At 60.6% G+C, this 19,236-nt stretch carries 14 protein-coding genes and 4 pseudogenes; 9 read left to right on the top strand and 9 right to left on the bottom strand.

All coding sequences use genetic code 11. The features are described from left to right. Nucleotides 1-176: 176 nt before the first annotated feature. Complete coding sequence (locus LRS56_11080) at nt 177-1,565, top strand: DUF1254 domain-containing protein (GenBank protein ID WDU64949.1); 1,389 nt, start codon at nt 177-179, stop codon at nt 1,563-1,565. Nucleotides 1,566-1,618: 53 nt separating this feature from the next. Here the strand turns inward: LRS56_11080 and LRS56_11075 are convergent, their stop codons facing one another. Continuing rightward, complete coding sequence (locus tag LRS56_11075) at nt 1,619-2,113, bottom strand: hypothetical protein (protein ID WDU64948.1); 495 nt, start codon at nt 2,111-2,113, stop codon at nt 1,619-1,621. Between the two features lie 189 nt (nt 2,114-2,302). Between LRS56_11075 and LRS56_11070 the strand changes: the two genes are divergently transcribed. Next, entirely contained in the window at nt 2,303-2,995 is a 693-nt protein-coding gene (locus tag LRS56_11070; protein WDU64947.1) for an aspartate/glutamate racemase family protein, read from the top strand. A 32-nt stretch (nt 2,996-3,027) separates the two neighbouring features. On the opposite strand, the pseudogene LRS56_11065 reads toward LRS56_11070, so the two are convergent. From LRS56_11065 to LRS56_11055, 3 genes and pseudogenes are all read right to left on the bottom strand, one after another. Next, nucleotides 3,028-3,129, bottom strand: a pseudogene (locus LRS56_11065) (GNAT family N-acetyltransferase). Between the two features lie 847 nt (nt 3,130-3,976). After that, a pseudogene (locus tag LRS56_11060) lies at nt 3,977-5,117 on the bottom strand (glycerate kinase). A 91-nt stretch (nt 5,118-5,208) separates the two neighbouring features. Beyond that, nucleotides 5,209-6,315 carry a helix-turn-helix domain-containing protein gene (locus LRS56_11055; GenBank protein ID WDU64946.1) on the bottom strand — a complete coding sequence of 369 codons (1,107 nt, stop codon included), beginning with the start codon at nt 6,313-6,315 and terminating at the stop codon, nt 5,209-5,211. 161 nt (nt 6,316-6,476) lie between these two features. Here LRS56_11055 and LRS56_11050 point away from each other — a divergent pair, with 161 nt between their 5' ends. Continuing rightward, nucleotides 6,477-7,787 (top strand): MFS transporter, encoded by a 1,311-nt coding sequence (locus tag LRS56_11050; GenBank protein WDU64945.1) that lies wholly within the window; start codon nt 6,477-6,479, stop codon nt 7,785-7,787. 130 nt (nt 7,788-7,917) lie between these two features. Here the strand turns inward: LRS56_11050 and LRS56_11045 are convergent, their stop codons facing one another. Then, on the bottom strand, nt 7,918-8,622 hold the full coding sequence (locus tag LRS56_11045; protein ID WDU64944.1) for an SDR family oxidoreductase: 705 nt from the start codon (nt 8,620-8,622) through the stop codon (nt 7,918-7,920). A 100-nt stretch (nt 8,623-8,722) separates the two neighbouring features. Between LRS56_11045 and LRS56_11040 the strand changes: the two genes are divergently transcribed. The 3 genes from LRS56_11040 (at nt 8,723) to rarD (ending at nt 11,747) form a co-directional block, all read left to right on the top strand. Next, nucleotides 8,723-9,625, top strand: a complete 903-nt coding sequence (locus tag LRS56_11040; protein ID WDU64943.1) for a LysR family transcriptional regulator — start codon at nt 8,723-8,725, stop codon at nt 9,623-9,625. A gap of 81 nt (nt 9,626-9,706) precedes the next feature. After that, nucleotides 9,707-10,717, top strand: coding sequence for an aldo/keto reductase (locus tag LRS56_11035; GenBank protein ID WDU64942.1), 1,011 nt, complete (start codon nt 9,707-9,709; stop codon nt 10,715-10,717). A gap of 148 nt (nt 10,718-10,865) precedes the next feature. Next, complete coding sequence (gene rarD, locus LRS56_11030; protein ID WDU64941.1) at nt 10,866-11,747, top strand: EamA family transporter RarD; 882 nt, start codon at nt 10,866-10,868, stop codon at nt 11,745-11,747. A gap of 34 nt (nt 11,748-11,781) precedes the next feature. Here rarD and LRS56_11025 read toward each other — a convergent pair whose 3' ends face one another. From LRS56_11025 to LRS56_11015, 3 genes and pseudogenes are all read right to left on the bottom strand, one after another. After that, nucleotides 11,782-12,978 carry a hypothetical protein gene (locus tag LRS56_11025; GenBank protein ID WDU64940.1) on the bottom strand — a complete coding sequence of 399 codons (1,197 nt, stop codon included), beginning with the start codon at nt 12,976-12,978 and terminating at the stop codon, nt 11,782-11,784. Between the two features lie 182 nt (nt 12,979-13,160). Continuing rightward, nucleotides 13,161-14,237 carry a 4-hydroxyphenylpyruvate dioxygenase gene (gene hppD, locus LRS56_11020; GenBank protein ID WDU64939.1) on the bottom strand — a complete coding sequence of 359 codons (1,077 nt, stop codon included), beginning with the start codon at nt 14,235-14,237 and terminating at the stop codon, nt 13,161-13,163. 244 nt (nt 14,238-14,481) lie between these two features. Then, nucleotides 14,482-15,397 (bottom strand): annotated as a pseudogene (locus LRS56_11015) (EamA family transporter). 77 nt (nt 15,398-15,474) lie between these two features. Between LRS56_11015 and LRS56_11010 the strand changes: the two are divergent. The 3 genes and pseudogenes from LRS56_11010 to LRS56_11000 all read left to right on the top strand — a co-directional run bounded on the left by LRS56_11010 (nt 15,475) and on the right by LRS56_11000 (nt 18,536). Next, the gene (locus LRS56_11010; protein WDU64938.1) at nt 15,475-16,401 is read left to right on the top strand and encodes a LysR family transcriptional regulator; all 927 of its coding nucleotides are present in this window, start codon (nt 15,475-15,477) and stop codon (nt 16,399-16,401) included. 30 nt (nt 16,402-16,431) lie between these two features. Continuing rightward, nucleotides 16,432-17,972 (top strand): annotated as a pseudogene (locus LRS56_11005) (cyclic diguanylate phosphodiesterase). A gap of 198 nt (nt 17,973-18,170) precedes the next feature. Then, on the top strand, nt 18,171-18,536 hold the full coding sequence (locus tag LRS56_11000; protein ID WDU64937.1) for a DNA binding protein: 366 nt from the start codon (nt 18,171-18,173) through the stop codon (nt 18,534-18,536). A 110-nt stretch (nt 18,537-18,646) separates the two neighbouring features. Here LRS56_11000 and LRS56_10995 read toward each other — a convergent pair whose 3' ends face one another. Further along, complete coding sequence (locus LRS56_10995) at nt 18,647-19,183, bottom strand: DUF4946 domain-containing protein (protein ID WDU64936.1); 537 nt, start codon at nt 19,181-19,183, stop codon at nt 18,647-18,649. Nucleotides 19,184-19,236 lie beyond the last annotated feature (53 nt).

The raw sequence follows: 19,236 nt of genomic DNA, 5'->3' as shown, positions 1-19,236 counted from the left end.
AAAAAATACGCCTTTGGATAGGTCAAGTGCACTCGCCAAAAGACTTCCAGAGCAACTGCGTGCACACTCTGCCCCGGCAAACACTGGCGACGGCACGCGCCGGCCCGGGTCAGCAGCGATATAAAGCTGAAACTCGACAACCTCCATCATCCCAGCTCATAAAGAGACGCAACAACATGATCAGAAAACCGACGCGCCTGCTGTTGGCGAGCCTCTCGATTCTCATGAGTACCGGCGCCTGGGCCGATTTTACCGCGACGCCCAGCGAAGCCCGGGCCATTGCCAAGGAAGCCTATTTGTACGGCTATCCGGTAGTGGAGATGTACAAGACGCTCTACACCCAGGCCGTCGATAAGGGCGGTGCCAACTTCAAGGCACCGTTCAACCACATCGGCAATACCGCCCAGGCCTTCACCCCCAAGGACACCGGGTTCGTAACCCCGAACCCCGACACGCCCTACTCCTTCGTGTGGCTGGACCTGCGCAGTGAGCCCCAGGTGCTGACCCTGCCCAAGATCGAAGACAACCGTTACTACTCGGTGCAGTTGATCGACCTCTACACCCAGAACATCGCTTACCTGGGCACCCGCAGCACCGGCAACAACGGCGGCCATTACATGATCGCCGGCCCCGACTGGAAAGGTCAGCAACCGGTGGATGTGGACCGCGTGGTGTACAGCGAAAGCAATATCGCCTACGCCCTTTACCGCACACAGTTGTTTGATGAGAAAGACCTGAACAAGGTCAAACAGATCCAGAACGGCTACAAAGTTCAGCCGCTGAGCAACTACGTGAAGCAGGCCGCACCGGCCAAGGCGCCGAAAATCGAATGGCCCAAGCCGATGGCAACCATGACTGAAGGCCCGCAGCTGTTTCGTTACCTGAACTTCATGCTGGCTTTTGCCGCACCGCAGGACAGCGAAAAAGACCTGTTGGCGCGGTTTGCCAAGATCGGCATCGCCCCGGGCGCACCGTTCAAGGTCAAGGACTTGACTGGCGAACAACGCAAGGCCCTGGAAGATGGCATCACCGATGCACGCGCCGAATTTGCAGCCTTTAAAAAGGACAAAATCGACACCCATCAAGTGTCTAAAGGCGATTTGCATGGCAGCCGTGACCGCCTGAAAAACAACTACCTGTATCGCTACGCCGGTGCGGACTTGGGCATTTTCGGTCAGTCATCCGACGAGGCTACCTCCTTCACCTATGTCGATGACACCGAGGGCAAACCGGCCAACGGCGCACGCCACAGCTACACCGTGCACTTCGCCAAGGACCAACTGCCGCCAGCCGATGCTTTCTGGTCGCTGACCATGTACGACGCCAAGACCCGGCTGTTGGTGCCCAACCACAAAAAACGCTACCTGATCAATTCACGGATGCTGCCCAACCTCAAGCTGGACGCGGATGGCGGCCTGACGCTCGCCTTGCAGCACCACGAGCCACCGAAGGCCGAACAGAGCAACTGGTTGCCGGCCCCTCCCGGCCCGTTCTACGCAGTGTTGCGTGTTTACCTGCCCAAGCCCGGCCAGTGGACGTTGCCAGGGCTGACGCCGCTCAAGTAACTGCACGTGGCCGGCTGTTCAGCCGGCCACCGCGGCAGGCCGATAGACTCGACTCAGCCGCGGTCGCGGGGAATCAGGCTCTGCAACTGTGAAGCCAGGAAATTGGCGTCGAAGGCATAAGTGTCCGGGTCTTTCAGGCCATTGGTCTTCTTCCACAGCCAGTCGTTCTTATCCGCCGGCAGTACCAGCGAAACGCTGCCGTGGCGGGCGGCGGTCAGGCCCATGACCGCTACCGAAATCAAGCCGCCTACGCCCATCACGTCCGGCACGAACTCCACGGTTTTACCGGTGATCTGCACCGTCAGTTTGTCGGTCTTGAAGGTCGAGGTCTCCACCGGCAGGCTCGGCCCGCTGGCTACATACGCTTCACGGTGTACCTCCAGCAAACCCACGGTCTTGACCGGCTCCAACCACTGCTCGATCTGCCCGAACAATTGGTCGAGCTTTAGCGCCCAACGGGCCGACTGCACGTCGAATTGCTGTTTTTTATGCGCTTCGCTATCGGCGTAATGACGAAGCATCTCGCCCAGTTGTTGTACATCGTCCATTGCGGATCTCCTTGGGTGAGCCAGGTTGCGAGGCTTGATCATGGCAGATGCGGCGGCCGGCCGTATGATTAACGCCTGCGCCCATACAGCCCGATGTGAAACTGCTCCGGTGATTTGGCCGACAACTGCATATGACTATTGGGCGGGCGCTGGGTAAGGTGAAGCGACTTTCCTTGTCAGGAGCATCGCATGCGTACCATCGGCCTAATCGGCGGCATGAGCTGGGAGTCCAGCGCCGAGTATTACCGCATCATCAATCAGCGCGTGCGCGACCAGCTCGGCCCGCTGCGCTCGGCGCAGGTGTTGATGTACAGCGTGGACTTCGGCCCGGTGGAACAGGCCCAGCATGCCGGGCGCTGGGACGACACCGCGCTGATCCTGGAAGACGCGGCCCGCCGCCTGCAGGCCGGGGGCGCCGAGTGTGTGGTGCTGTGTACCAACACCATGCACCGGGTGGCGCCGCGCATCGAGGCGGCGGTGTCGATACCGTTCCTGCATATCGCCGATGCCGCCGGTGCGGCGGCCGTAGCAGCCGGTACCCTGACGGTCGGCCTGCTGGGCACCGCCTTCACCATGGAGCAGGACTTTCTCAAGTCGCGCCTGGCCGCCCAGGGCCTGAACGTACTGGTGCCGGACGCGGAGGAACGCCAAGCGGTGCACCGAATCATCTATGACGAGTTGTGTGTCGGCGTGATCAGCGATGCGTCACGTGAGGTTTACCTGCGAGTGATCGAGTCCCTGGCCGCACGCGGTGCCCAGGCGATCATCCTCGGGTGCACGGAAATCAGCTTGCTGGTCAAACCCGAACACAGCGACCTGCCGCTGCTGGACACTACCGAGCTGCATGCGCGGGCTGCGGTGGCGTTTGCCTTGCAGGATTAAGCCGATTGGCGCAGGCGCGTCATGCCGAACGGGGCCTGGTGCACACGCAGGTATTGTTCCAGGCCGAGTTGGCCGACCACCTCAGCGCCATGCACAGCGACCAGTTGCAGGCGGCGTTCGTTGTCCATCACCAGCCAATACAAGTGGGCGCTCGGTTTAGGGGGCATGTGTGGGGCATATCCGTTATTTGGGTAACGGCTGATATTGGTTCCGCTCTTACAGCGGCTCACTTTTGAAGAGCGCAAAAGTAAGCAAAACGCTCTTGCCCCAACACTCGGCACCTCGCCTCCGGCTCGGTGTGCCCGCACGCAGACTTGAATCCGTGGGCCGCCGCGATGGGCCATCCTTGGCCCAGCGCGGCTAACCCGGCGTCCTGCCGGGTTATCCACGGATTCAAGCCTGCGTGCGGCCAGCGTGTTTTACGGGGCGCCAAGGATCAAGATCAAAAGCGCAAAAGATCGCTGACTTCGTCAGCGGTAATGATGTAAGGGCCAGATCAAAAACAAAGCAAAGCGAGGCGGCCTGACAGCCGACCTCGGTCAAGTGTGGGAGCTGGCTTGCCTGCGATGGCATCAACTCGGTGTGCCTGATGTACCGAGTTGCCAGCATCGCAGGCAAGCCAGCTCCCACAGAAAAGCCCGCTTTTGATCTACACCACTCAGGTCGGCTACCAGGCCGCCGTGCTCTGCTTTTGACTTTGATCTGAGACGCCCCGTCAATCACGCTGGCCGAACGCAGGCTTGAATCCGTGGGCAACCCGGCAGGACGCCGGGTTAGCCGCGCTGGGCCATGGATGGCCCATCGCGGCGGCCCACGGATTCAAGCCTGCGTTCGGGCACACCGAGCCGGAGGCGAGGTGCCGAGTGATGGGGCAAAGCGTTTTTGGTTACTTTTGGCGCTCTTCCAAAAGTGACCCGCTGTAAGAGCGGAACCAATCCCCGCCATTACACAAATAACGGATATACACTCAGCCCTCAGCCCTCAGCGCCCCCCAGCCACCCACCAAACCCGCGCAATATCCACCGCCCGCTCACACAACAACCGCGGCGCCTCCGTGCACGCCTGCTCCAGACTCATCGGCCCAGAAGGCAAAGCAAACGCGGCATCCACCCCATGCGCATACATCTGCTCATAACCGTCCCCCAAAGTCCCGGCAATCACAATCACCGGCACACCATGACGCTGCGCCACACGCGCCACGCCAAACGGCGTTTTACCACGCAACGTCTGCGCGTCAAAACGCCCCTCCCCCGTGAACACCAGATCCGCCCCGCGTACCGCCTGGTCCAGCCCAACCAGCTCAGCCACCACTTCCACGCCAGCGCGAAATTGCGCCCCCAGAAACGCCTTGGCGGCAAACCCCAAGCCACCAGCGGCGCCACTGCCCGGCTCATCCCGCACATCCCGGGGCAGTACCTGGGCGCAAAGGTCAGCGAAGTGCCCAAGCGCAGCATCCAACTGTTGCACTTGCTCAGGGTTGGCGCCCTTCTGCGGGCCGAAAATCGCCGAGGCGCCCTGCGGACCACACAGAGGATTATTCACATCCGCCGCAATCTCAAAACGCACCTCGGCCAAACGTGGGTCGAGATTTTGCAGGTTGATATGCGCCAGACGGGCCAACGCCAGGCCACCCGGCGCCAACGCTTGTCGGTCAGCGTCCAATAGCTGCACACCCAACGCCTGCATCGCGCCCGCACCGCCATCGTTGGTCGCGCTGCCGCCAATCGCCAGGATGATGCGCTGCGCCCCCCAGATCCAGCGCCGCGCGAATCAGTTCACCGGTGCCGTAGGTGCTACTGGAGCACGCATCGCGCTGGCCCGGTGGCACCAGTTGCAGGCCACTGGCTTCGGCCATTTCGATAATGGCGGTGTGGCTGTCGGCCAACCAGCCCCAACGGGCCTCAACCGTACCGCCCAGCGGCCCACGCACGGCCTCGCGTCGCAACTCGCCGTTGCAGGCCGCGAGCACCGCATCCACTGTGCCTTCACCGCCGTCCGCCATCGGGCACTGGATCAACTGTGCATCCGGCCAGACTTGCGCCAACCCTCGGGCAATGGCTTGGGCCACGCCTTCGGCACTCAGGCTGTCCTTGAATGAGTCGGGGGCGATGATGATTTTCATGGGCTTTCTCCGGTTTTTATGACGCCCATGCTGCCAGCTGGCACCGCCAATAACGCCGGTCCAATGCACAAGTACGAGTGGGGTTTGTTGTTCATTCCGACAAAGCCTGGGGCAATAACTGCACACCCAGGTACAGCGCAAGCATGCCATCCAGGGTCAGCGGGTCGACGCCACTGAGTTCAGCGATGCGTTCCATGCGGTAACGCAAGCTGTTGCGATGGATACCCAGGGCATCGGCACACGCCTGGCTTTGCCCGTCGTGTTCGCACCAGCTGCGTAGCGTGGCCATGAGCTGGCCGTTGCTGTCCTTGGCCAGCACCTTGCGCAACGGGTTTAACAGTTCGTCCAGCGCATCATCGTTACGATGGCGCCAGAGCATCACCGGCAGGCGGTAGCGGTTCAGGGTCAACAGCCGCGACTGCGGCAACACATCGCGACCATAAGCCAGCAAGTCGCCGACCCGACGGTAACAACGGCGCAGGCCCGCCAAGCTATCGGCCTGCCCGCCCACCGCCACGCGAAGGATGTTCCAGCCCTGGCCCTCAAGCTTTTCCAGCAGGCGCGAATTGTCGACCGGCACCGACGCAGGCCGGCACCATAGCAACGAAAACTGCGCCGAACTCACGCACCAGCTGTCCGGATAACGCGACGTCAGCCAGGCACTCAAGGCCTCTGCCGATTGCCCCACGCCCAGCTCGAACAGGTACGGCGTGCGTGCCAGCTGCGGCTTGAGGCCCAGTTGCTGGGCCTCGTCTACCAGGCGCGGAGAGTCGCCGCTGTCGGCCAGCAGCAAGGCCAGCAAGTCGTCGCAGCGCTGGCGCCGCCATTGTTGCTCGACCTGCTGGTGGCGATGGCTGACCAGCATTTCGGCGGTCATGCGCACCAGCTCGGCATAGGTGCGCAGCCCTTCCGGCTCACCGGTGATGCCGAGCACACCGATCAGGCGCTGATCGTGCATCAATGGCAGGTTGATCCCAGGCTGCACGCCCTTGAGATGCTTGGCGGTCTGCCCGTCGATTTCCACCACGCGTCCATTGGCCAGCACCAGCTGCGCGCCTTCGTGGCGGGTATTGATGCGCTCCGGCTCGCCGCTTCCGAGAATCAGGCCCTGGCTGTCCATGACATTGACGTTGTAGGGCAGGATCGCCATGGTGCGATCGACAATATCCTGTGCCAGGTCATGATCCAGCTCGAACATGGTTCTAATTTCCTTGAAACGACGGGTTGGTCACAGGCACAGCGCAATTGATGCTTCACTGTGCGCAAGCACAAAGACAGCACCCTGCAAGGTGGTCGAGACTCTTTGGGCGATCAACGTTACCTGCGCATCGCCAAAAATCATAATAAAGAGAGACTCCCATGTCACAGAGCGCCGCTGCCACACTGGCCACCGATGACGATAAAAACGCCATCTACAAGCGCATTACCCTGCGCCTGATTCCCTTCATTTTCATCTGCTATCTGTTCAATTACCTCGACCGGGTAAACGTTGGCTTTGCCAAGTTGCAGATGCTCGATGCACTGAAATTCAGCGAAACCGTGTACGGCCTGGGTGCCGGGATCTTCTTTATCGGCTACGTGCTGTGCGGCGTGCCGAGCAACCTGGCGCTGACCAAATTCGGTCCACGGCGCTGGATCGCCTTGATGATGATCGTCTGGGGCACCTTGTCCACCTGCTTGCTGTTCGTCACCACGCCGACGCATTTCTACACCTTGCGCCTGTTTACCGGTGCCGCCGAAGCCGGCTTCTTCCCCGGTGTGGTGCTGTACCTCTCGCAGTGGTTCCCGACGTTCCGCCGTGGGCGGATCATGGCGTTGTTCATGTCGGCGATCCCGGTGTCCGGGTTGCTCGGCAGCCCGTTTTCCGGTTGGATCCTCAACCATTTCGCCGCCGGCCAAGGCGGTTTGGCAGGCTGGCAGTGGATGTTCCTGCTGCAGGGCATCCCGACCGTGATCCTCGGCGCCCTTGCCTACTTCCTGCTCAGCGACAGCTTCGCCCACGCCAAGTGGCTCAAGCCGCATGAGCGCGCTGTGCTGGAAGCCGACCAAGCCACCGACCTTGCGAACAAGCCGAAAACCAGCACCGACTCGCTGGCCGAAGTGTTCAAGAACCCGGCAATCTGGGCGTTCGGCCTGATCTACTTCTGCATCCAGAGCGGCGTGTACGCGATCAACTTCTGGCTGCCGTCGATCATCAAGAACCTCGGTTTCAGCGATAACCTGGTGATCGGCTGGCTCAGTGCGATTCCGTATCTGCTGGCGGCGGTGTTCATGCTGCTGGTGGGCCGCTCGGCCGACCTGCGCAAAGAGCGCCGCTGGCACTTGGTGGTGCCGATGTTGATGGGCGCCATCGGCCTGGTGATCGCCGTGAATTTCGCGACGACCCCCGCCATCGCCATCCTCGGCCTGACCATCGCCACCATGGGCGCCCTCACCGGCCTGCCGATGTTCTGGCCGGTGCCCACCGCTATGCTCAGCGCGGGCGCAGCGGCCGGCGGTTTGGCGCTGATCAACTCCATGGGCCAGATGGCAGGCTTCCTCAGCCCGTATATCGTCGGCTTTGTGAAGGATGCCACCGGGTCCACGGATGTGGCCTTGTACCTGTTGGCAGCGGTGATTGTCGCCGGCAGTGTGCTTGCCCTGCGCATGACGCGGACCTTGAAAGCCTGAGTCAGGTCAGTGTGGGAGCGGGCTTGCTCGCGAAGGCGTTGGTTCAGTCGCCTGATAGATTGACTGACACTCCGCCTTCGCGAGCAAGCCCGCTCCCACACAAGCCAGCCCCCACAGTTAGCCCTTGTGTTTACAGCAGGCCGCCGCCGTCGATATCGATCACCGCGCCGGTCATAAAGCCATTCTCCATGGCCAGCACATACCCCGCCGCCACCTCCTCAGCCTGCCCTACCCGGCCGACCGGCAACGCGGCACCGGCTTTGGCAAACATCGCCAGGCGCTGTTCTTCGGCGAGCCCCGCATACGCCGGCGTATCAATCACCCCCGGGCTGATCACATTGACCCGGCGCGGCGCCAACTCCTTGGCCAGTTGCTTGCCGAGTGCTTCAGTCGCGGCGTTGATGCCAGTCTTGATGAACTGGCCCGCTGCCAGTTTGCGGCCCAATTGCCCGGAGGTCAGGCTGATGCTGCCGCGCTCGTCGAGAAACGGCAGTGCCAGCTGAATCGCCCGCAGCGAGCCCCAGAGTTTTACATTGAAGTTCTCCTGGGCCTCATCCAGATCGGTCTCGGCCAGCGGCTTGGCGCGCACCGACGGACCGGAGGTATACACCAGATGATCAAAGCGCCCGACGGCCTCGAACAGCCGTTGCAGGGAGGCGGCGTCGGTGACATCCACCGGCTCGCTGCGCAGGCCGTTGTCCACACCCGACGTCAGGCGGCGCCCCGCCAGCACCACCTGGGCACCACAGGCGGCGGCGGCCTTGGCCACGGCGGCGCCGATACCGCTGCTGCCGCCGATTACGACGACGGTTTTACCCTTGAGGGAAGAAGTCATGGGAAATGTCCTGGTTCAGAAAGTGAGCGTTCATCTTCCCAGTTTGGCAATCGGCGAAAAATCCCGGTAAAACGACAAGATCTTTAAAGGATTTTTACAAATGAGCTCAATCCTCGACCTTGAGGTCTTCGTGCGCACCGCCGATACGGGCAGCCTGTCGGCGGCCGCACGTAGCCTCAGCCTGACACCGGCGGCGGCGAGTATCGCCCTCAAACGCCTCGAAACCCGGCTGGGCATGCGCCTGCTGGCGCGCTCGACCCGCAGCATGCGCCTCACCGAGGAAGGCCGGCGTTACCTGGACAGCGTGCGCGTGGCGCTGGAGGCGCTGTCTGAAGGCGAGCAAGCGATCAAACAGCAAGGCCAGAGCCTCAGCGGCTTGTTGCAGTTGGCGGCCCCCTCGGATTTCGGGCGCAATGTGCTGCTGGGCTGGCTGGATGAGTTCAAACTCGAACACCCGAACATCCGCCTGCAGCTATTGCTCAACGACAGCAATGCCGATTTGTTCCGCGACACGGTCGACATCGCCCTGCGCTTTGGCGTGCCCCAGGATTCCAGCCTGGTGGCGCTGCCGGTGGTTCCCGGCCACCATCGCATTCCCTGCGCCAGCCCAGGCTACCTGGCCCGCCACGGTACGCCGCGTACGCCTGCCGATTTGGCCGGGCACAGTACGCTGCGCTATATGCGCCGGGGGCGGGCCAACAGCACCTGGTATTTTCGTCAGGGCGCAGTGCTGCAGGAGGTCGAGGTCACCGGTGATTACCTCAGCGACGACGGTGAAATCGTGCGGCGCTGGGCCCTGGCCGGCCACGGCATCGCCTACAAGGCCAACCTTGATATTGCCCGCGACATCAAGGCCGGACGGCTGGTGCCGCTGTTGCCTGAATGGCAAGGCGAACCCACGCCTTTCAACCTGATGTGCCCTCATCGCCTGCAGGTGTCGGAACGGGTGAAAGTGCTGCATCGATTTTTACAGGAGCGCTGTCGGACCTTGCTGGCAGAATGAAGAATCACCTGCTGGGCTTGTTCCAGAGCCCTTGACTCTGGTATTGCATAGCGCACGTTTCACAGCCGCAAGGAGCTTTGCATGATTTACCGCACATTGGGCGAGTCCGGTTTGAAGGTCAGCGCGTTGACCCTGGGTACCATGATGTTTGGCGAACAGACCAGTACCGAAGACTCGCTGCGCATCATCGACAAGGCCTGGGACCAGGGCATCAATTTTATCGACACCGCCGACGTCTACACTGGCGGGCGCTCCGAAGAAATCGTCGGCGAAGCCATCGCCCGTCATCGTGAGGACTGGGTGGTGGCGTCCAAAGTCGCGATTGGCCCCACCGATGGCCTGCCGAACCGCAGCGGCCTGAGCCGCAAGCGCATTTTCAACGCGCTGGACGCCAGCCTGACTCGCCTGGACACCGATTACCTGGATATCTACTACCTGCACCGCGAAGACCACAACACCCCGCTGGAAGTGACGGTGTCGGCGATTGGCGACCTGATCCGCCAGGGCAAGATCCGCTATTGGGGCCTGTCCAACTATCGCGGCTGGCGGATCGCCGAGGTGATTCGCGTGGCCGAGCGGCTGGGCGTGGACAAGCCGGTGATCAGCCAGCCGCTGTACAACATCGTCAACCGCCAGGCCGAGGTCGAGCAGATCACCGCCGCGGCTGCCTATGGCCTGGGCGTGGTGCCTTACAGCCCGTTGGCCCGTGGCGTGCTCAGCGGCAAGTATGCGCCGGATGTAACGCCCGAAGCCGGCAGCCGTGCGGCGCGCCAGGACAAACGTATCCTGGAGACGGAATGGCGGATGGAGTCGCTGCGCATCGCCCAGCAGATTCAGCAATACACCCAGGGGCGTGGCGTGGGGATTGTGGAGTTTGCGATTGCCTGGGTGCTGAACAACTCAGCCGTGAGTTCGGCGATTGTCGGGCCGCGTACCGAGGCGCAGTGGGATGCCTACACGGGTGCGCTGGAGGTGAAGATCACGGCGCAGGACGAGGCGTTTATCGATTCGCTGGTGACACCGGGGCATTCGTCCACACCGGGGTTCAATGATGTGGGGCACTTCGTCTCAGGCCGACTCCCACGGCCCTAAAGTCCAGATCACTGCCCCTTCGCCAGGGGTAGTGAGAAAATTTCCCGCAATCCGCCCCAAAACAGAGCAGCCGTTTCACGCAACAGGCACCATAATCCCCTCCTGAAATCCCCCTCTTTTTGCAGCAATCGGTTTTCGCGAGGACAGTGTGTCTAAAGGTGTTGTTTTATCGGTATCGGCCTCGGCGTTGTTTGCCGTGATGTATTACTTCACATCGTTGCTTACGCCATTGAGCGGCCTGGAGATTTTCGGCTGGCGCATGTTGCTCACCGTGCCCTGCATGACCGTGTTCATGCTCGTCAGCGGCGAATGGCGGCGGGTGTGGGAGCTGATGCGGATGTTGGCGGGCAACCCTCGGCTGATCGCTGGCGTGGTGCTGTCTTGCGCCTTGCTGGGCGTGCAGTTGTGGCTGTTTATGTGGGCGCCGCTGAATGGTCGCAGCCTGGATGTATCCGTGGGTTACTTCCTGCTGCCGTTGACCATGGTCCTGACCGGGCGGCTGGTGTGGGGTGAACAACTGTCGCACCTGCAACAGATCGCCGTGTTTTTTGCCGCCCTGGGGGTGCTCAACGAGTTGTACCAGTCCGGTGGTTTTTCCTGGGCGACATTGGTGGTGATCATCGGTTACCCGCTCTACTTCATCGTGCGCAAATACCTCAAGACCGATAATCTGGGCGGCCTGTGGCTGGACATGGCGCTGATGCTGCCGGTGGCCTGGTGGTTTGTGCACAGTGGCGAACAAGGGGTTGCGGTGTTCGATGCCCATCCCAAGCTGTATGCATTGATCCCGATACTGGGGCTGATCAGTGCATCGGCGCTGGTGAGCTATATCATTGCCAGCCGCTTGCTGGCGTTCAGCCTGTTCGGCTTGCTCAGCTACGTCGAGCCGGTGCTGTTGCTGGGAGTGGCGTTGCTGCTGGGCGAAGGGATCCAGGGCGCCCAATGGCTGACCTATATTCCGATCTGGCTGGCGGTGATGGTGCTGGTGTACGAAGGCTTCAAGCATCTGGTGCGTCAGCGTCGGGCCTGAGTGGCGGTCGGGGTATCCATCCCCCTGGGGTGGATCAGCCGGCAGTGGCGGCGGATTCACTGCGGGTGAGTTCGAGAGTATCGGCCAGGCTGTCCAACCCGACTCTTATGCTGCCGTAACCTGGGATGGCGTTCTGAACATGAGTGCCAATCTGTTCCAGGTGGCTGTCCATGGTTGCCTTATCGACGCCAAATAGCTTGCCAAGACGATTGTGTTGGTTCAATTCACGCAACGCTCCGCTGACCGGGTTTTTGGCGATGGTTTCGATGGAGTTAGCCACGTCTTCAGGCACGCCGAATACCACCAGTGCGACGCCCAATCCATGGCCCGGGCTCCTGAGCTGTTTGAGAAACTCGTCGAAAAGCCCGCGCAAGTCATTGGCGCCGACGTTGTCCAAGGACTCGCGGACGACCTTGCGTGCATATTCTTTTTGGGTAATGCGTTCGAGCGGCTCATCGGTGTTCAGGCCGTTTTTAACGAAGTAAAAACCATCTTTGCTGCCACCGTGCAGGTTCCCGTAAGCGTCGAAGGTGAACAACACCTTTTCTCCATCCGATCGGGTTCCGATGTAGGTCGCCCGCCCATCGGGCGTGAGGCGATGCAGGTGGGTCTTGATCAGGCCGTTGACGGGCGGCGGCTGGGTGACGTCTTGGTCCAGGCGCGCGAATATATCGCCCTTCTCGAAAGCGAAACTGCCGACCACTGCATTGATATCCCCAGCGACGAACGCGGTCATTTTCTGTTTCACCCGATTTACCTGCATGGGCGCCAGATGATCAGAGAAATGCCTGGCGAACTTGTCCAGCCTGGCCGGATCATTGGCCAGGTCTTTGAGCCAGGCAGTCATTTGCCCACGAGTGCTGAAGGCGTGAAACGAGGATTCTCCATCCTCTGGTATGTACAGCTGAAAATTCGGACCGTCCGCCGTTTCGGGCACACGCTTGATCATCACAATGTCGTTGGCTTGAGCGCCATCCACGGCAAAGGTGGAAACCTGCACACCCGGCGCACCGACCTTGGGAGGTGACACGGCGGCAGTGGCCAGCGCACGCTCCTCAGCCGTCAGCGTGCCGTCGCGAAAGGCTGACCGTATGTGACTCATGTAGGCCAGATAGGCGGTGTCGGCGTGATCGTCCTCACTGGCTGAGCGGACACCGCTCGCCGACGTGGGCTGTTGGTTCAAGGGAAGGGACATATTTTGCGGCGGGAGTGAGCTGAGTGCACTGAGCATCGGAAAACCTCTTGAGGTGAGTAGTAAACTGCCTACCTCTGTGATCCAGGACCGTTGCCACGTTCCACGCCGGCCCTGATGAGGGCCTTTTCGGATTGTCCAAACAAAACACCCTGCGAAAGCATAGCGCTCGCAGGGTGTGGGGGTGGACCGGCAGAGAATTTGCTCATGCCTTCAAACAGTTACTCGGTGGTCAATACACCACGACGCACCTGGTCGCGTTCGATGGATTCGAACAACGCCTTGAAGTTGCCCTCGCCAAAGCCGTCATCGCCCTTGCGCTGGATGAACTCGAAAAACACCGGGCCCATCAGGGTTTCCGAAAAGATCTGCAGCAACAGGCGCTTGTCACCTGCCACCGAAGAACCGTCCAGCAAAATGCCACGCGCCTGCAGCTGATCGACCGGCTCGCCATGGTTTGGCAGACGGCCTTCAAGCATTTCATAGTAGGTATCCGGCGGCGCGGTCATGAAGCGCATGCCGATTTTCTTCAACGCGTCCCAGGTCTTCACCAAGTCGTCGGTGAGGAAGGCCACATGCTGGATGCCCTCGCCATTGAACTGCATCAGGAACTCTTCGATCTGCCCGGCACCCTTGGACGACTCCTCGTTGAGCGGGATGCGGATCATACCGTCCGGGGCGCTCATGGCCTTGGACGTCAGGCCGGTGTACTCGCCCTTGATGTCGAAGTAGCGCGCTTCACGGAAGTTGAACAGCTTCTCATAGAAGTTGGCCCAGTAGACCATGCGCCCGCGGTACACGTTATGGGTCAGGTGGTCGATGACCTTGAGGCCCGCGCCGACCGGGTTGCGCTCCACGCCTTCGAGGTACACGAAGTCGATATCATAGAGTGAGCTGCCCTCGCCGAAACGGTCGATCAGGTACAACGGCGCACCACCGATACCCTTGATGGCCGGCAGGTTCAGTTCCATCGGGCCGGTCTCGATGTGGATCGGCTGGGCGCCCAGCTCCAGGGCGCGGTTGTAGGCTTTTTGCGAGTCCTTGACCCGGAACGCCATGCCGCACACCGACGGGCCGTGCTCCGCCGCGAAGTACGAGGCGATGCTGTTGGGCTCGTTGTTAAGGATCAGGTTGATCTCGCCCTGGCGGTACAGGTGCACGTTCTTGGAGCGGTGGGTCGCGACTTTGGTGAAGCCCATGATCTCGAAGATCGGCTCCAGGATGCCCGGGGTCGGCGAGGCGAACTCGATAAATTCAAAGCCCATCAGGCCCATTGGGTTTTCGTATTGGTCGGCCATTTCGGCACCTCATCATTCTTGTAGTAAGCAATCAGTCAGTTGCGAGCAAGGATGAGGTGGCACGGTGGCGCACAGGAAAGGCCCCGCACGCTGCGGGCGAGGAAGTCACCAAAGATGAGGGGGAGCCGAGTAGCTTCATGGTTACATCAGTCTCTGACGGCCGAGGCTTGCGTGAGCGCAGGTCCATATTCTTGTATGCGTAAATCGATTCTACACAGCGTAACCGTATTTGTCCGTACTCTTATCAAATCCCCATTCTCATGGTCGGTGCAAGGGGTTTATTGCACCAGTAGATACCCAGCAGGATGACGGCTCCGCCCACCAGCATGGGCATGCTCAGCTGTTCGCCGAGCAGCAGCGCGCCGCTGATCACCGCGGTCAGCGGGTTGAGGGCGATAAACACGCCGGAGCGCGTCGCGCCGATGCGTCGGATGCCGTCGTAATAGCCGATGTACGCCAAGGCCGAACCCAGCACGCCCAGGTACGCCAGACTCAGCCACTGGGTCCGGCCAAGGTTGCCGAGCCCTTCCAGGCTGAGGTTCCCCATGGCAAAGGTGGTGATGCTCAGCATCAGTGTGCCGAGCAATACCGACCAGGTGACGGTCTGCAAGGGCCCCAGGCTTTGGTTAAGCCCACGGGAACACAGCGAGTAGACGCCCCACCCGGCCACACAACCGAGGATCAGCAAGTCTCCGACCCAGGCATTCGCCGTTTCCTGCAATAGCTGGGGGTTGCGGCTGACAATCACTAGTGGCCGCACCCATCAGGCACAGGCCAATCCCCATCAGCTTGACGCGGCCCAGGCGCTCTTTGAATATCAGCCAACTGGCCAAGCCGATCACTGCCGGGTTAAGCGCGACAATCAACGAGGCCCGCGACGCATTGATGTATTGCAACCCATAGAAAAAACACAGGTTGTAGAAAAAAATCCCGAAAAAACCCAAGACCGAGAGTTGCGCCAGTTGCCGACGCGTTGGGCTGGCCAGCCGAATACGCGCCAGGGCCATGAACAGCAGCAGCGCCAGGCTGGCCAAGATAAACCGCAGGCTGGCGGCCAGCAGCGGGTTGACCTGATCCACCAGGAAACGCCCGGCGACAAAAGTGCCGCCCCAGATCATGGTGACGGCGGCGAGTTTGCAATAAGTCAGGCGATCGCTCATGCGAGTGGGCTCAAGGTAGAGGAGAATTCGCGTATGCTCCTGCTAATGATCGATCATCGTAAAATGAGTGTTTACTCATGACCCTGACCCAATTGGAAATCTTCTCGCTGGTGGCTGAGCTGCAAGGCTTCACCCCTGCCGCTCATCGCCTGGGCATCAGCCAATCGGCGGTGTCCCATGCCATCAAGGCGCTGGAGCAGGAGCTCGGCGTCGCGCTGTTTCGGCGCCATCAGACGCTGGTAGAGCCGAGCGACATTGGCCAGCAATTGCTGGGTCGCGCACGTGCGATGCTGGGGCTGGCCAGTACCCTGCAGCAGGAAGCCGCCGATGCCCGGGGCATGAAGCGCGGCACCTTGCGCATTGGCTCATTCGGGCCGACCGCGTCGATTCACCTGCTACCCGGCATTCTCAGCCGCTTTCGCGCCGCCCATCCGGGAATTGAGGTGCACGTAGACGAAGGGCCCGACCGGCAAGTGCTGCAATGGCTGGATGAGCGGCGGATCGATGTGGGCTTTGTGGTGCTGGAGCAGGAACGCTTCGACACCTGCCTGCTGTTCGAGGACCAGATGGTGGCGCTGCTGCCCGCCGACCATGCACTGGCCGCACGCGAGACGCTTGCGTTGCGGGACCTGTGTGACGATCCGTTTATCCTCACCGAAGCCGGCTCCTCTGAACTGGTCACACGCTTGTTCAGCGCCCACCAATTGCGCCCCAAGGTCCACTACCGCTGCGCACAGCTCCTCAGCACCCTGGAAGCCGTCAGCCGTGGGGACGGCTTGAGCATTGTCGCAGAGGCTTCATTGCCGCAGGCCCACGACCCGCGCTATGTAAAACGGCCGCTGTCGCCCCGGGTATCGCGCCGCATCGGCCTGGCGGTGCTGGATCGCCGCCAGTCTTCACCGGCCACCCTGGCCTTCATCGAGATTGCGCAAAGCCTTGGCTCGGCGAGCAAATTTGAACCGAGCCGTCTATCATCCGGGCATCCCGGGCCCGCCCTCCGGTAAAGCCCTCTGCGCAACAGGCCAAAAAAGTCCATGCCCCTCACCGTCAAAGGCCCTCGAAAGCCCCTCAGCCGCCATTCGATCAGTCTCCTGAGCGGGCTGCTGCCGGTCTTGCTGGGGGGGTCATCCTGCACTGGCAAGCCGAGCGCAGCCTCGAACTGAGCACGGCGCAAACCGCGCAAGAGGCCGTGCGCCAATTCGACCTGATGCTCGACAACACCGCCCTCGCCGCCCAGACCCTGCTGCCGTTGGCCGGCCAGCCTTGCGATAACGGTGCCCAGCTGGCGCTGCGTGAGCAGGTCACGCGCCGGCCGTTTGTGCGGGCCACAACCCTGTCCTGGCAAAAGAATATCTATTGCAGCTCATTGTTCGGCAGCAATTACGAGTCGCCGGTCAATCCCGACGACTACGTGGATGGGCGGTTGTGGCTGATGAATGGCAACCCGGTAACACCCGATACCGCGCTGCTGGTTTATCGGCTGGTCGACGGCGACAAAGCCGCGTTTGCCTCGATTGATGGCTACCACCTGACCAACGCCCTGCGCCTGATCAGCCGTTATGCGCAGCTGGTTCTGCAAGTAGGCCCCCACTGGCTCGGCGACGATGGCAAAGTGCGCAACACAGCGCTGCCGGCGTTTGCCGTAGCCCACCATCATCTGGCGTCTGAGCGCTACCGCTACAGCGTCGACGCCGGCATGCCGCCTGGGGAAGTATGGCGCTACATGCAAGCGCGTTATCCGGCGCTGTTCAGCCTGGTGCTGTTCTTTGGAGTACTGGCGGGTCTGTTCGCGCATTGGCTGCAAAAGCGCGTTTCAGCGCCAACCCATGAGCTGCAACGGGCGTTGGGCGCCAATGAATTTATTCCGTATTTTCAGCCGGTAGTGCGAGGCGACACCCGCGAATGGGCGGGCTGCGAAGTGCTGATGCGCTGGAAGCATCCGAAGGAAGGGCTGGTACGCCCGGACCTGTTTATCCCGCTGGCTGAAGATTGCGGCCTGATCGTCCCCATGACCCGCGCCCTGCTTCGACAGACCGCTGCGCAACTGTCGCCTCATGCGTCGCGATTCAGCCAGGGCTTTCATATCGGCGTCAATATCACCGCCCGGCACTGCCAGGATCTGGCGCTGGTGGACGACTGCCGAGAGTTTCTCGCCGCCTTTGCGGTCGGCCAGGTCACGCTGGTGCTGGAGCTGACCGAGCGCGAGCTGATCGCACCCACCGATATCACCCGCCGGCTGTTCGACGCCCTGCACGAACTGGGCGTGATGATTGCCATTGATGACTTCGGGACCGGCCATTCCAGCCTGGCTTACTTGCGTAACTTCAATGTGGACTACTTGAAGATCGACCAGAGTTTTGTCGCCATGATCGGTGCCGATGCACTCTCCCGGCATATTCTCGACAGCATCATAGAACTGTCTGGCAAGCTCGACCTGGGCATCGTTGCAGAAGGCGTGGAAACAGCGCAGCAATGCGATTATCTGGCGGCGAAAGGTGTGGAGTTCCTACAGGGCTACCTGTTCGGCAGACCTTTACCGTGCGATGAGTTCATTAAATCCTTGTCCAGCCATTGAATAGCCATGCACTAGGCGCGCTGAAATAATCTTAATAAGACAAAAGACATGATTTACTCGTAGCGAATTAACTACTACAATTTTTTCCTGCCTGTGCAGCACTCGCAGGAAGGCGTCTTTTCTGAGTTGCCTTACAGCTCTTGGCTTATAGCTTTGTTTACAGTTGATATCAGCCATACACTATTTGGAGTACCTATTTTGTCCAGACTCGCCGAATTTCGCGCAGCAGAAAAAGCCCTTCAAGAGCAGCTTGCCCAGCTCGAATCCCTGAAGAACGACGCCGGCCTGAAGAAGGAAATCGAATTCGAAGAAAAGCTTCAAGGATTGATGAAGACTTACGGCAAAAGCCTGCGTGACATCATCGCCATCCTTGATCCTAACCTGGGCAAGGCCGGCGCTTCGGCCGCCCCTGCTCCCAAGCAGCGCCGTGCACGCGTGGTCAAGGTTTACCAGAACCCGCACACCGGCGAACTGATCGAGACCAAAGGCGGCAACCACCGTGGCCTCAAAGCCTGGAAAGAACAGCACGGTGCAGACACCGTAGAGTCCTGGTTGCGCAAGTGATCAAGCAGCACTAACAAAGAGCCCCGCCGATGCGGGGCCTTTTTTATTCAAGGGTTCGAAACCGAACTTAAATAACATTTCACTTTGTTCACAACCGCTCGCCCACGCCTTTAAAGTTTCAGACTGTCACGTACCGAAGTCACTTCATCCTTGCTGGCATCGTAGGCTTGCGCCTGGCCTGCGTATGAAAAAACATAGGCTTTGTCGGTATCAACAGCGCCCACCAATGTTTGTGACAGCACGTGTCGGCCGTTTTCGGTAATCACGCAAGTAGTTTCCAGCGCGTCAAGACCACTCAATGTTGTAGGGTGCATTTTGGTGCACACACTTTGATAACCGCCTTGGGCGAAATCCTTCTGGATGGATTTACGCATTTCCAGCAACACGCCTTGAAGATTAACTTTATGTCCCGCCTCAATCGGCGTACCGGTCAACTCCATGACCATCAAGGTCGTACCATTTTCATCATTCTTGATGGCGCGTTGGCGCGACACATTCGAAGGCTTCACCGGCGCCTGGTCGTCGGGTACCACTTCCTCCACCTGCCAGCCACTGGGCCAGTGAATCTGCGGGTCGGCCGCCAGCACAAAAGGGCTGCCCAACAGTAGGCACACAGCGCTCAACAGCGATTTACGAGATTCGATCATTGCAAAAAACGCCCAAGGTTCAGGCGGCAAAGTTTGAGGCCCGCCACCTGCGC

This window comes from Pseudomonas poae, assembly GCA_028869255.1.
Lineage (GTDB): Bacteria > Pseudomonadota > Gammaproteobacteria > Pseudomonadales > Pseudomonadaceae > Aquipseudomonas > Aquipseudomonas poae_C.
This window is presented reverse-complemented; position numbering and strand designations above follow the sequence as displayed.